Origin of the sequence: Marivivens niveibacter (genome assembly GCF_002150005.2) — a bacterium.
Classification (GTDB): domain Bacteria; phylum Pseudomonadota; class Alphaproteobacteria; order Rhodobacterales; family Rhodobacteraceae; genus Marivivens; species Marivivens niveibacter.
On record NZ_MSPP01000004.1, the window covers coordinates 168,317 to 180,431 of the forward strand.

Genomic DNA, 12,115 nt, shown 5'->3' on the forward strand with positions numbered 1-12,115 from the left:
AAATCCCCGCCTTCTTTATTTCAGCCACTTTGCGTAATCGCTGACCAACAAATGGGTTGGGTCGACGTCTTCGTCTATGTCCGCAAATCGGCCGATGGGTTCGCGGAAAATATTGTCTGTTTCATCGTCGTTCACGGTCGACACTTCGCCGATCAGAACATCGCCGCCTTCGCCCCAGAACGCATGCCAATCACCTGGCCGCAGAGTGACGCTTTCGCCCGGGGCCAAAACCAGTTTCTGACCAGGCGCATAATCCACACGGATACCATCGCAGTAGACAGTCCCTCCGCGATCATCGGCAAAATTGCCCTCGTCGTCGGACCCAAACAATTCGATCACCAACATCGCGCCACCGCGGTTAATGATATCTTCGGCCTTAATGACGTGGGTGTGCATTGGCGACAGCTGATCCTGACGGGAAATCAGCAGTTTTTCAGCGTAACACATGCCCCCGCCCCGCTGCAGATCAGACAGCAAACCGTTACGTAGGGTGAACAAGAACAGGCCCATACGGTCGAAATCGCCGTCGCCGTAATCGGTGATATCCCACCCGCAGCGGGCATCGATCACATGCCGCGCGCGGTCAGCGTTTTGCTGAAATTCGCTGGGCGTCCAATAGGCAAAGGGCGGCAACGTGAACCCGAACTTGCGGATCATATCGTCCGCATGCGCCATAATGTCGTTGATCCGTGACCGTTTCATGCGTGTCTCCTCCCACCTTTTAGGGAATGATTACGCTAACAGACTGATTTTGACCATAGGATCAAGCGACCGAACGGCGGCCTTCTTTGGCATCTTTCCATGCACGTGCCGCATCGCCGAATGCGGTGAACAGCGGACGCGACACAGGATCGTTGTCTGCGTTCCATTCTGGGTGCCATTGGACCGACATGGTGAAACCGGGGGCGTCTTTGACATAGATCGCCTCGGGCGTGCCATCGGGGGCGTAGCCGTCAATCACTATACGCTTGCCCGCATCCTTGATCCCTTGGCCGTGCAGCGTGTTCGTCATGACTTGGGTCGTGCCGAACAGTTTGTGAAACGGGCCGCCATCGGACACGGTCACGATGTGGCGCAGGGCAAATTTTTCCTCGATCGTGCCGTCGGGGGGCATGCGGTGGTTATCGCGGCCGGGCAGATCACGGATTTCAGGATACAAGGTGCCGCCCATTGCGACGTTCACCTCTTGGAACCCGCGGCAAATACCGAAAACGGGCTGACCACGTTCAACACAGGCGCGGATCAGTGGCAAAGTCACAGCATCGCGGCATTGGTCGAATTCGCCGTGGGCTGGGGTTGGCTCTTCGCCGTATTCTGTGGGGTGGACGTTCGGGCGACCGCCCGTCAGCAAAAAGCCATCGCAGACGTCCAGCAGGTCTTGCACACGGACATAGTCGGGGTCGGCTGGAATGATCATGGGGATCCCGCCCGATACATTCGCGACCGCACATGAATTCATCGTTCCGCCCGCGTGGGTCGGATAGTTTTCATTCAATATCGCTGGGTTGCCGATAATACCGATTACGGGTCGCGTCATGGGTCACCTTGCCTTTCGTGTCAACGATATGGCGCAGCCTAGGAATTGAAAAGAGCCCGTGAAAGAACAACCGCCTCTGCGTTTTTGCACTTGAGCGGGCAGTGACGCTGTGACCTTCGCTTTACCGTCCATCTGAAATCATCGCGCGCGCAGCAATTCGAAAAATATGCCCTAACGCTTTGATCGACAGCGGTCAGAGCAATATTTGACCTTGTCCCAGACCTTTGCCCATTTTTTACGCCACGTGAATGGTCGCCCACAGGTTGCGCAGGTCTTTTGCGGCAGGTCGGATTTTTTGACGGCTTTGGGCATTAGAGGTCGAAACTCAGCTGGTTTTTATCGGTGGGTTTGCGGCGCGGGCTGCGCATTTTTCTGCTGGCGTGTTTTCGGATTACAGCGGCAGAGTGGTGGCGCGCGTCAGCGCTGCGCCTGACCGACCAGATGCGATCGCGCGCCTCGCGGGCGGCGAGCACGGGATCAACGATCGCATGAGGATAGGTCCGGCCCAGTATACGGCCTGCGTCCGCCCAAAGCCACGGTTCTTGCAGATAGGCATCAGGCACATCACGCAACTCTGGCACCCAGCGGCGGGTAAAGGCGCCCGTTGGATCCTGATCTTTGCCCTGTTTAATCGGGTTATAGATACGGGGCGTATTGATACCCGTCGTGCCCGACTGCATCTGCACCTGCGACCAATGGATCCCCGGTTCATAATCCGTGAACATACGCGCCAAATGCAACGCTGGCGCGCGCCAGTCCATCCATAGGTGATAGGAAGCGATGCTCATCACCATGGATCGCATACGGAAATTGAGCCACCCCGTGGCGTACAGCGACCGCATACAGGCATCGACAAAGGGCAGCCCCGTTTCGCCTGCGGCCCACGCCTGTAACCGTTCTGGATTGGGGTCGCGCAGGCCTTCGAACGCGGGGTTCATGCAACGGGTTTCGATCTCTGGTTCGTCCTCTAGTTTTTGGACGAAATGGTCGCGCCACGCGAGCCGCGACTGGAATGAACGATAGCTATTCGCCCACCCTGCCCCTGCCCCCGCCTGATGACGGGCCGTAGTTTGCACAACTTCGCCGATCGACAGTGTGCCCAGCGCGATGTGGGGCGATAGCCGCGAACAGGCCCATTCACCGTCCAAAGGGCTGCTCATGGCGCGTTGATAGGTACGACCGCGGCGGGTCAGGAAACTGTCCAGCAGATCCAGCCCCGCCTGACGCCCGCCAGATTGGGGGATGCAGGCATCGAATGGGCCATTTGGGATGGGATCGGAACGCAGATTGACCGCGCTGATGGCAGGTTCAGAAATCAAGGGCTGCGCGACGAACCAATCCCGCTGCGATTGCCAGCGTCCCCGTCCGCCCAGCCGCCGTTTGACGCCGCATTGGGTGTATTCGTCGAACTGCACCCCGTTCGCGCGGGCCCAGTCGATCACGCGAAGATCGCGGGCATAGGTCCACGCGTTTCCGGTTTCTTCATGCGCAACGATCCGCGTTGCGCATGTTTCGCGGACCAGCTGCGCCAGTTGGTCGACCGCATCGCCGACGCGGATCACCAGATCGCCGCCGCGCGCGCGCAGGTCGTCGCGCAATTCAATCACGGACTGGACCAAAAACCGAAATTGCCGCCCTGATGTGTCGGGCTGCGTCCAATATTCGGGTTCGAAAATATACGTACAAACAGCATCGGCGCCAGCAAAAGCCAGCGCCGGATGGTCGTGCAATCGCAAGTCGCGCTTAAACCAAACGATTGCGGTCATTGGGGTTAATACGTCGCTACAGCCGCAGGTTCGGCATCTGGGCCTTCGGCATTCGAAAATGCGCCGCCCAAAATGGCGACCAGCATCAAAATACCGACGGCAGCGGCCAGTTTAATACCCCACAGCGATGGTTTGTGTTGACGTTCCTGTTTTTCAATATTGGTGTCAGGAGCGGACATATGTCTTTCCTTTCTTTTAATTTGATCAAAAGCGTTGAAGCCTATTGCTCTTCGACATACCTAGCTAGAACAGTTGCACTGAAATTCAATTCACGACTTTGGAGACGGCGATGAAAGACGACGCGAAGCAGACGATTTATTTAAAGGATTACAAACCTTTCGCTTACGTCGTTGAGGATGTTCACCTGACCTTTGCGCTGCACCCAACGGCAACGCGCGTCGTGTCACGCATTCAATTTGCGCCGACAGAAACCGCTGACGGCGTGATGTTCCTACATGGCGAAGACCTGACGCTGATCAGTGCCGCGATTGATGGCGAACCAGCAAGCTATCGCAAGGTATCGGGCGGTATCGAAGTTGACGTGCCCGATGGCCCGTTCACTTGGCAGGCCGAGGTTGAAATCAGCCCATCAACCAACACCGCGCTAGAGGGCCTGTATATGTCCAGCGGCATGTACTGCACCCAATGCGAGGCCGAAGGGTTCCGCAAAATCACCTACTACCCTGACCGTCCCGATGTAATGGCCCCTTTCACCGTGCGTATTGAATCGGACATGCCTGTGCTGTTGTCCAACGGCAACCCGCAGGCATCGGGCGACGGCTGGGCCGAATGGCATGACCCATGGCCAAAACCTGCGTATCTGTTTGCGCTAGTCGCGGGCGAATTGGTCAACCACGCGGGTCAGTTCACCACAATGTCGGGCAAGGACGTGGAATTGAACATCTGGGTCCGCCCCGCTGACATCAACAAATGCGAATTCGGCATGGGCGCCCTGATCCGATCCATGAAATGGGACGAAGAGGTCTATGGCCGCGAATACGATCTGGACGTGTTCAACATCGTCGCCGTTGATGATTTCAACATGGGCGCGATGGAAAACAAGGGTCTGAATATTTTCAATTCGTCCTGCGTTTTGGCATCGCCCGAAACATCGACCGACGCGAATTTCGAACGGATCGAGGCGATCATCGCCCACGAATATTTCCACAACTGGACCGGCAACCGCATCACCTGCCGCGATTGGTTCCAGCTGTGCCTCAAAGAAGGGCTGACCGTTTTCCGCGACCAGACGTTCACTGGCGACATGCGATCCCACGCGGTGAAACGCATCGACGACGTGATCACCCTGCGCGCCCGTCAATTCCGCGAAGATCAAGGGCCTTTGGCACACCCGGTCCGTCCAGAAAGCTTTGTCGAGATCAACAATTTCTACACCGTCACCGTCTATGAAAAAGGCGCTGAAGTGATCGGCATGTTGAAACGCCTGGTCGGCGATGCGGCGTATAAAAAGGCGCTGAACCTGTATTTTGACCGCCACGACGGCGATGCGGCCACGATCGAAGACTGGCTAAAAGTGTTTGAGGATGTCACGGGCCGCGATCTGTCGCAGTTCAAACTGTGGTATTCACAAGCGGGCACGCCGCATCTGCATGTGACCGATAGCTATGACAACGGCACCTATTCGCTGACGCTGCGCCAATCGCACAAACCCAGCCCCAACCAGACCGACAAACAGCCCATGGTGATCCCTGTAGCGGTTGGCCTGCTATCGCCCAACGGGGACGAAGTCGTGCCGACCCAAGTGTTGGAACTGACCGAAGTCGAACAAACGTTCACTTTTGACGGGCTGGCATCCAAACCGATCCCGTCGATCCTGCGCGATTTCTCTGCGCCTGTGGTGCTACATCAGGATCAATCGGATGCGGATCGTGAATTCCTGCTGGCGAATGACACCGACCCGTTCAACAAATGGGAATCGGGCCGCATGCTGGCGCGTGACACTCTGCTGGACATGATCGAAAACGATGCCGCGCCAAATGCCAACTATCTGGCGGCATTGGACCGCGCGCTGAACGACGAAACGACCGATCCTGCGTTCCGCGCCCTGCTGCTGGCGTTGCCAACGATCGACGACCTAAGCCAAGAGATCGCATCCAAAGGCGGCACTCCTGACCCGACTGCGATCTACGATGCCCGCCGCGCTCTACGCGGGGCCATTGCGCGCCACTGCGGCGATACGCTGACTTCGCTGTACAAAACGCATCAGGTCACGGGCGCTTATGTGCCAGACGCCGAAACGGGCGGCAAACGGGCGCTGACCAACGCGGCGCTGTCGCTGATCAGCCTGTTGGACAACGGCGATACCGCCCGCACCCAATATGCCGCCGCCGACAACATGACCCAAGAATTGGCTGCCCTGTCCGCCCTGATCCAAATCGGCGCGGCGGAAACCGAACTGGCCGATTTCGCGGACCGTTGGAAAGACGACCGTTTGGTCATGGACAAATGGTTCAGCCTGCAAACCGCGCTTTGCGAACCGCAAGACGCCGCGAAAATTGCGGACACGCTGACCAAACACCCAGATTTCGATTGGAAAAACCCGAACCGGTTCCGGTCGCTGTTCGGCGGGCTGATTTCCAACACCGCGGGTTTCCACGCCGCGGATGGCAGCGCCTATATCCTGTTGACCGACTGGCTGATCAAACTGGATGCGGCTAACCCGCAGACTGCGGCGCGCGTGTCGTCCGCATTTGATACTTGGACCCGCTATGACGAAGGCCGCAAGCTGATCATTAAAACTCAGCTGGACAGAATTTTGGCAACCGAAGGCATCAGCCCCGACATGGCCGAAATGGTCGGTCGCATGGCCAAAGCGTAAAACGAAAGGCGCCCAATCGGGCGCCTTTTTTTCATCCTTGGCAGTAGGGTTGGCTACTGGTCCAATCGACCATGTCCTGCCGTTTTCTATCGCTGACAAATGGGCCCCAATCGGCAGCCAAACCTTTGCGTCCGGTACCGACATATCCATCACGCGGAACGGTCACTGCGGCGATACGAACGGCACAGGACAGGTTGGCTGAACCGTCTTTCAACTCCTCGACCGTTTGCGCGTTGCACCCGTATCCGCGCGCCGTGCGCGGGTCGATCTGGACCAACCCGATCCACGCGCCGCCGCCGCCCGATGCGCGAGGGTTCCAAGTGCTTTCGTGTTTTGCCAGCGACGACAAAAGCCCAGCCCAGAATGCCGCGCGCTCTGGCTCTGTTGCCTCTGGATAATTGGGACACCATTCATCGATGTCTTCGGGCACTAATTCCAACAGCGGGCTGCCCATCGTGGAAATCGCTGTCAGGGTGGTTTCTGTCCATTCTTCGGCTTCGGGACGGTGGTCCCATTGCATCAGCGGCAACGCGGCCGGCTCCGGCTCTATTTCAATCGTGGGGTTTGCGAACCCTGCACACCCCATCAAAGCCAAGACAGGAACCAGACCAAATAACCGCATCTTTCGACACCAAAACTGTTAAATACTGCCATCGCATTGCCCAAAGCCCTCAAACCTGTCGAGTCATTTTGGATTTACCCCCCTCTTTTCGGCTAACTTGCGCCTACCGCCCCTTGCCGCGCCGCGCCAAAAACCATAACACAGGGCCGTTGCCGAAAAGGGATCTGAATATGCTCGACCTCACTTATGACGCCCCAAAACCCAAAACGATTGCTGGCGCGACTGGCGATTGGGAACTGGTGATTGGCCTCGAAGTGCACGCGCAAGTCGCGACCAAAGCAAAACTGTTTTCCGGTGCCTCGACCCAGTTCGGCGCCGAACCGAATTCCAACGTGGCATTCGTGGACGCAGGCATGCCCGGCATGCTGCCCGTCATCAACGAAGGCTGTATTGAACAGGCCGTTCGCACGGGTCTGGGCCTAAAGGCCGAAATCAACCTGTGGTCCGCCTTTGACCGCAAAAACTATTTCTACCCTGACCTTCCGCAGGGCTATCAGATTTCGCAGCTGTACCACCCCATCGTGGGCGAAGGCGAAGTTCTAGTTGAACTGGGCAACGGCACCGCGCGCCGTGTCCGCATCGAACGCATCCACCTAGAACAGGACGCAGGCAAATCGATCCACGACATGGATCCGAACATGTCGTTTGTTGACCTGAACCGCACCGGCGTTGCGCTGATGGAAATCGTGTCGCGCCCAGACATCCGCGGCCCAGAAGAGGCCGCAGCATACGTCGGCAAACTGCGCCAGATCATGCGTTATTTGGGCACCTGTGACGGCAACATGCAGAACGGCAACCTGCGTGCAGACGTTAACGTGTCTGTCTGCCGTCCGGGCGACTATGAAAAATTCATGGAAACCGGCGATTTCGGCGTTCTGGGAACCCGCTGCGAGATCAAGAACATGAACTCCATGCGTTTCATTCAGGCCGCGATCGATTACGAGGCACGCCGCCAGATCGCTCTGATCGAAGACGGCAAAGAGGTTGTTCAGGAAACCCGTCTGTACGACGCGGACAAAAACGAAACTCGCTCGATGCGTTCCAAAGAAGAAGCGCACGACTATCGTTATTTCCCTGATCCCGACCTGCTGCCTTTGGAAATCGAACAGGCTTGGGTCGATGATATCGCCGCATCCCTGCCCGAACTGCCAGACGACAAGAAAGCCCGTTTCATCAACGACATGGGCTTATCAGACTATGACGCTTCGGTTTTGACCGCTGACGTTGCCAACGCAGACTTTTTCGAAAAAGTCGCCGAAGGCCGCGATGGCAAACTGTCGGCAAACTGGGTGATCAACGAACTGTTCGGCCGTCTGAAAAAAGACGACAAAGACATCACCGACAGCCCTGTTTCGCCTGAACAGCTGGGCAAAATCATCGGCCTAATCCAGTCGGATGCCATTTCGGGCAAGATCGCTAAAGATCTGTTCGAAATCGTCTACACCGAAGGCGGCGACCCAGAAGCCATCGTCGAAGAGCGCGGCATGAAGCAGGTCACAGACACTGGCGCGATTGAAGCCGCCGTTGACGAAGTGATCGCCAACAACCCGGATCAGGTTGAAAAAGCCAAGGCCAACCCGAAACTGGCAGGCTGGTTTGTCGGTCAGGTGATGAAAGCCACCGGCGGTAAGGCAAACCCAAAGGCGGTCAACGAACTGGTTATGAAAAAACTGGCCCAGTAAAACGGACCAACCAACGAAAAAGGCGGCCTTAATCGGCCGCCTTTTTTTGCACCCAGACAATACATAAAATTCTTTTCATCTCTTTCGTATAGGGCCTGCGTCCATTTTCATTCGTTGCGCGTATCATGATTCAGGACGGATAGAATTTGGGGAGAAGTTCATGGAACATTCGTTGCGGTCAATGCGCTTGAAGATGATGGGGATCTGCTTTGTAGGCGTCCACATTCCACTGACAGTGCTGTGTTTCTACGCTGTTTTAAACGGCCTAGCTGGGCTGGAAACCGTGTTGGTCACCACGTTAATTTCAACAATTGTTGGAACACTGGGCGCGCTATACGGCGTCAATGCAGTCTTTAACCGATTGTCGGCCGCACTTTAGTCGCCGACCAAAAACAATAGACCTAACTTTAATGCAATCAGTCCAGTGATGATTATTCCGATCCACTGGACTGGTGTCAGTAGTGGCAGTCCAAATTTTCGATACCACGGCTCTGCAAACAACCGTTTTTCTATTTTGTCAAATGCAGCCAAGGGCGGCGGGCATGCCGTGAATTGGGTATCCATGCGCGCCAGTCTGCATTCCCACGACTGTATTTCGACCCTCAGACGATAATCATACAAAGACCGTAAAGCCACGAGCCGCCGTTTCGCAGGCGAATGCATCCGCAATACATGTTCAGCAGCAATTACTGATAGGTCATCGTGCATAATCTAAAGTCCCGCAGTAAAGAAAAGCCGTCCGCGGCAAAAGATGGGTGGGGGCACCGCGGACGGAGTTGGGTGTAAGCGAAGTTACAACCATGGATACGCGGGCTATGTGGATTAGTTGCAGTGACGCGAGGTTTTTTAATTTAGCGTGATAAGCAGTATCGCTTTGACCAATACCAAAGCCAGCACACCAAGCAGCGCCAATTTCCATAGCGCAACACCCGCGAATAGCCGTTCCAGCAGCGGCCTGCGGGTTTGCCCGAACAATTGTTGTTCGATTTGCGGCATAACGTTGGGCGCCTGCACGGTTTCAAATTCGCCATTCAGTTCGGAAAATTGCGCGTCCCAATCATCAACCATTGCGGCTAGGGTCGGGTCACTAGAAATCCGCGCCGCAAATGCATCGCGTGCGTTGCCATCTAACAGGCCCAAAGAATATTCAGCGGCTAGCGCGATATCATCAGTTTGATCTGTCATTCTTTGGTATCCATACAATCCCGCAGCCGCTTTAGCGACCGACGTAGCCAAGACCGTACCGTGTTAAGTGGTGTCCCCAAAGCGTCGGACAGTTCTTGATAACTATAACCATCCAAATACGCTTTGCGCACAGCCCAACTATGTTTGTCATCCAAAAGTGATAAGCAATGGGCCAGATTCCGCCCAAGGTCGGCATTCAGCGCAATATCTTCGGACGATGTGGTCGTACCGCCATTTCGTTCATCGATAAGGTCGGTTTGCGGGCGCCGGCTTTGTTTGCGGATGTTATCAATCGCTGTATTTCGGGCGATCGAAATCAACCACGTTGATGCCTTGGCTTTTGACGCATCGAAAGATGGCGCATACCGCCAAACTTTGACGAACACTTCCTGCAACAAATCTTCGGCTAGGGAACGGTCGCGGGTGATGCGTAACAAAACGCCGAAAACCAATGACGAATGGTGTTCATAGAACAGCTTGAAAGCGGCGCGTGATCCTGCCGCTACGTCTCCCAAAAGCTTGTCGGACTCTTGGTCCTGTCCATTCGGCATCTTTGTCCTCCGAACGTTTCTTTATGCGTTGATTGACCTTAGGTCCAGCGCCTTAAAACAAATCTGTTCGGGTGTTGCGCAGCAGTCAAACAGCGATCAGCCAAAAATAGCGTCCTTATGGTCAGCAAGATAAATGCGCAGCCACGGTGTAAATTTTTCAGGCGCTTCCGTAATCGCGCGGTCCAGCTGTTCAAAGGTCATCCACTGTGTCGCTTCGACCTCGTCTGGATTTAGGGTGACAATCGGATCGCCCTGCCCCACGAATACATCAACGCATTCGTGTTCGGTTAATCCGCCCCCAACATCCGCGCGGTATTCGACGTGCTCTCTTAACTCGAGCGTTACGCCAGTGATGCCCAGTTCCTGTTCCAACCGCCGATATGCGCAGTCCAATGACGGCTCGTTCCAATGCGGATGCGTACAACAGGTGTTCGCCCATAACCCGGGCGTATGGTATTTTGACAGCGCACGCTGTTGCAGCAATATGCCTTTGTCGCTGGTGATGAACACGCTGACAGCCGGATGGCGCAATCCCCGCTGGTGGACTTCTAATTTGTCCACGGGCGTCAACACACCATCAATCCATGCAGGTATTAAATTATCCATGGCGGCCATGTGCCAAATTTCAGCGTAATGATCCATAGGGCATTGGCCCCCGTATACGTTTGACGCGACGGATTGGCGCGGGGGGCTTCTCCCTTTCGCAATATAGGACTAATGTCGCCCTCAGCAGCCAAACCCGCACAAACAGCGGGCACAGCAAAAGGAGCTAACCTTATGAAATTCCTTAAAGTGGCATCGATCCTTGCCCTATCAGGCACTGCCGCAGTGGCAGAAGGCCATGCAGACGCAACCGCAGGCGAAACCGCATTCGGTCGCCAATGTGTGTCGTGCCATGTCATCGCAGACGCAGATGGCAACGTTTTGGCAGGTCGCGCGGCAAGAACCGGCCCGAATCTGTATGGCATGATCGGTCAAACCCCAGGAACCGTTGACGGGTTCCGTTATGGCCCAGATCTGGTCGCCGCAGGCGAAGCATCCGGCCCGTGGACCGAAGAATCGCTGGCGCAATACATCATGGACCCAACCGCATGGGTTCGCGAAGCCTCTGGTGATGGCGGCGCACGGTCGCGCATGTCGTTCAAAGTGCGCAACCCTGAGGACGCCGCAAACATCGCAGCGTTCATTGCAACCTTCACCGAATAATCGGTTCTAAGAAATTTTTTCCAAAAGGCGGCGATCAGCCGCCTTTTTTGTTGCGTATGGTCCGCGGCTTATTGGACTTGCCTGGGTATCGGGCTATAGTGCTTGCCGACAATTTGGGGGGCCCAGATGCCTGTTTATGAATACCGTGTGATCCCTGCACCATCCAAGGGGATCAAAGTTAAAGGCGTGAAAACCGCACACGATCGTTTTGCCCACACTTTGCAAGACATTATGAATGAAATGGGTCTTGAAGGTTGGGAATACCAACGCACCGACACCCTGCCTGCCGAAGAACGGTCTGGCCTTGCCAAAAAAACCATCGTTCAACGGTCTGTTTTGGTGTTTCGCCGCGAAAAAGAAGCGACCGCATCGTCCGGTCAGCCCACAATCACAGCGACACCCCAAACGTCCGCCCCGAACGATCCGGATGTCGCTGCTGAATAGTCAACGAATGTCGATGGCCAAGGCGTGGATTTTACCAATAATATCCGCGCCAATGGCGGAATGGATAGCGCGATGACGGGCAACACGCGTCAAATCATCCAAAGCCGAGGCTTTGATAATTACGCGCCAATGGCTTTCTCCGCCGTCCTGATAACCTGCATGACCGATGTGCTGTTCGCTTTCGTCGATCACTTCGACCGACTCGGGGTTCAGACCGGTTTCAAGACGAGATTTGATTTGCTCTGCAAGCGACATATTTTTTTACGACCCCCTTCAATCTGTC

General features: G+C 55.6%; 15 protein-coding genes. 5 read left to right on the forward strand and 10 right to left on the reverse strand.

Translation table 11 applies throughout. The features are described from left to right. Positions 1-15 precede the first annotated feature (15 nt). From BVC71_RS12420 to BVC71_RS15470, 5 genes are all read right to left on the reverse strand, one after another. On the reverse strand, positions 16-702 hold the full coding sequence (locus BVC71_RS12420; protein ID WP_086452002.1) for a D-lyxose/D-mannose family sugar isomerase: 687 nt from the start codon (positions 700-702) through the stop codon (positions 16-18). A 61-nt stretch (positions 703-763) separates the two neighbouring features. Continuing rightward, positions 764-1,537 (reverse strand): gamma-glutamyl-gamma-aminobutyrate hydrolase family protein, encoded by a 774-nt coding sequence (locus BVC71_RS12425; RefSeq protein WP_086452003.1) that lies wholly within the window; start codon positions 1,535-1,537, stop codon positions 764-766. 171 nt (positions 1,538-1,708) lie between these two features. Continuing rightward, the gene (locus tag BVC71_RS12430) at positions 1,709-1,849 is read right to left on the reverse strand and encodes a DUF2256 domain-containing protein (RefSeq protein WP_086452004.1); all 141 of its coding nucleotides are present in this window, start codon (positions 1,847-1,849) and stop codon (positions 1,709-1,711) included. Continuing rightward, the gene (locus BVC71_RS12435; RefSeq protein WP_086452005.1) at positions 1,849-3,303 is read right to left on the reverse strand and encodes an FAD-binding domain-containing protein; all 1,455 of its coding nucleotides are present in this window, start codon (positions 3,301-3,303) and stop codon (positions 1,849-1,851) included. Before BVC71_RS12435 ends, BVC71_RS12430 begins: the two co-directional genes overlap by 1 nt. Positions 3,304-3,308: 5 nt before the next feature. Next, positions 3,309-3,482 (reverse strand): hypothetical protein, encoded by a 174-nt coding sequence (locus BVC71_RS15470; protein WP_165767770.1) that lies wholly within the window; start codon positions 3,480-3,482, stop codon positions 3,309-3,311. A gap of 110 nt (positions 3,483-3,592) precedes the next feature. Here BVC71_RS15470 and pepN point away from each other — a divergent pair, with 110 nt between their 5' ends. After that, positions 3,593-6,142 carry an aminopeptidase N gene (pepN, locus tag BVC71_RS12440; protein WP_086452006.1) on the forward strand — a complete coding sequence of 850 codons (2,550 nt, stop codon included), beginning with the start codon at positions 3,593-3,595 and terminating at the stop codon, positions 6,140-6,142. A 31-nt stretch (positions 6,143-6,173) separates the two neighbouring features. Here the strand turns inward: pepN and BVC71_RS12445 are convergent, their stop codons facing one another. Continuing rightward, positions 6,174-6,764, reverse strand: a complete 591-nt coding sequence (locus BVC71_RS12445; protein ID WP_420845605.1) for a transglycosylase SLT domain-containing protein — start codon at positions 6,762-6,764, stop codon at positions 6,174-6,176. Between the two features lie 170 nt (positions 6,765-6,934). Between BVC71_RS12445 and gatB the strand changes: the two genes are divergently transcribed. Then, positions 6,935-8,446 carry an Asp-tRNA(Asn)/Glu-tRNA(Gln) amidotransferase subunit GatB gene (gene gatB / locus BVC71_RS12450; RefSeq protein ID WP_086452066.1) on the forward strand — a complete coding sequence of 504 codons (1,512 nt, stop codon included), beginning with the start codon at positions 6,935-6,937 and terminating at the stop codon, positions 8,444-8,446. 160 nt (positions 8,447-8,606) lie between these two features. Continuing rightward, a complete protein-coding gene (locus BVC71_RS12455) occupies positions 8,607-8,825 on the forward strand; it encodes a hypothetical protein (RefSeq protein WP_086452007.1) in 219 nt (72 codons plus the stop codon). A gap of 467 nt (positions 8,826-9,292) precedes the next feature. Here BVC71_RS12455 and BVC71_RS12465 read toward each other — a convergent pair whose 3' ends face one another. The 3 genes from BVC71_RS12465 to idi all read right to left on the reverse strand — a co-directional run bounded on the left by BVC71_RS12465 (position 9,293) and on the right by idi (position 10,788). Beyond that, positions 9,293-9,631 carry a hypothetical protein gene (locus BVC71_RS12465; protein ID WP_086452009.1) on the reverse strand — a complete coding sequence of 113 codons (339 nt, stop codon included), beginning with the start codon at positions 9,629-9,631 and terminating at the stop codon, positions 9,293-9,295. Then, entirely contained in the window at positions 9,628-10,182 is a 555-nt protein-coding gene (locus BVC71_RS12470; RefSeq protein WP_086452010.1) for a sigma-70 family RNA polymerase sigma factor, read from the reverse strand. Before BVC71_RS12470 ends, BVC71_RS12465 begins: the two co-directional genes overlap by 4 nt. Before the next feature lie 96 nt (positions 10,183-10,278). Next, positions 10,279-10,788, reverse strand: coding sequence for an isopentenyl-diphosphate delta-isomerase (idi, locus tag BVC71_RS12475; protein ID WP_086452067.1), 510 nt, complete (start codon positions 10,786-10,788; stop codon positions 10,279-10,281). Between the two features lie 171 nt (positions 10,789-10,959). Between idi and BVC71_RS12480 the strand changes: the two genes are divergently transcribed. Both BVC71_RS12480 and BVC71_RS12485 read left to right on the forward strand, forming a co-directional pair. Next, positions 10,960-11,388, forward strand: a complete 429-nt coding sequence (locus tag BVC71_RS12480; protein ID WP_086452068.1) for a c-type cytochrome — start codon at positions 10,960-10,962, stop codon at positions 11,386-11,388. A 126-nt stretch (positions 11,389-11,514) separates the two neighbouring features. Beyond that, on the forward strand, positions 11,515-11,832 hold the full coding sequence (locus tag BVC71_RS12485) for a DUF4177 domain-containing protein (protein WP_086452011.1): 318 nt from the start codon (positions 11,515-11,517) through the stop codon (positions 11,830-11,832). On the opposite strand, the gene BVC71_RS12490 is transcribed toward BVC71_RS12485, so the two are convergent. Then, complete coding sequence (locus BVC71_RS12490; RefSeq protein WP_086452012.1) at positions 11,833-12,087, reverse strand: BolA family protein; 255 nt, start codon at positions 12,085-12,087, stop codon at positions 11,833-11,835. It abuts the gene before it with no gap. Between the last annotated feature and the right edge of the window lie 28 nt (positions 12,088-12,115).

Coding starts and splice junctions, on each gene's coding strand:
- BVC71_RS12485 (WP_086452011.1), top strand. CDS start 11,515: ATGCCTGTTTATGAATACCGTGTGATCCCTGCACCATCCAAGGGGATC.
- BVC71_RS12420 (WP_086452002.1), bottom strand. CDS start 702: ATGAAACGGTCACGGATCAACGACATTATGGCGCATGCGGACGATATG.
- gatB (WP_086452066.1), top strand. CDS start 6,935: ATGCTCGACCTCACTTATGACGCCCCAAAACCCAAAACGATTGCTGGC.
- BVC71_RS12465 (WP_086452009.1), bottom strand. CDS start 9,631: ATGACAGATCAAACTGATGATATCGCGCTAGCCGCTGAATATTCTTTG.
- BVC71_RS12425 (WP_086452003.1), bottom strand. CDS start 1,537: ATGACGCGACCCGTAATCGGTATTATCGGCAACCCAGCGATATTGAAT.
- idi (WP_086452067.1), bottom strand. CDS start 10,788: ATGGATAATTTAATACCTGCATGGATTGATGGTGTGTTGACGCCCGTG.
- BVC71_RS12455 (WP_086452007.1), top strand. CDS start 8,607: ATGGAACATTCGTTGCGGTCAATGCGCTTGAAGATGATGGGGATCTGC.
- BVC71_RS12445 (WP_420845605.1), bottom strand. CDS start 6,764: ATGCGGTTATTTGGTCTGGTTCCTGTCTTGGCTTTGATGGGGTGTGCA.
- BVC71_RS12430 (WP_086452004.1), bottom strand. CDS start 1,849: ATGCCCAAAGCCGTCAAAAAATCCGACCTGCCGCAAAAGACCTGCGCA.
- BVC71_RS12480 (WP_086452068.1), top strand. CDS start 10,960: ATGAAATTCCTTAAAGTGGCATCGATCCTTGCCCTATCAGGCACTGCC.
- BVC71_RS12490 (WP_086452012.1), bottom strand. CDS start 12,087: ATGTCGCTTGCAGAGCAAATCAAATCTCGTCTTGAAACCGGTCTGAAC.
- BVC71_RS12470 (WP_086452010.1), bottom strand. CDS start 10,182: ATGCCGAATGGACAGGACCAAGAGTCCGACAAGCTTTTGGGAGACGTA.
- pepN (WP_086452006.1), top strand. CDS start 3,593: ATGAAAGACGACGCGAAGCAGACGATTTATTTAAAGGATTACAAACCT.
- BVC71_RS12435 (WP_086452005.1), bottom strand. CDS start 3,303: ATGACCGCAATCGTTTGGTTTAAGCGCGACTTGCGATTGCACGACCAT.
- BVC71_RS15470 (WP_165767770.1), bottom strand. CDS start 3,482: ATGTCCGCTCCTGACACCAATATTGAAAAACAGGAACGTCAACACAAA.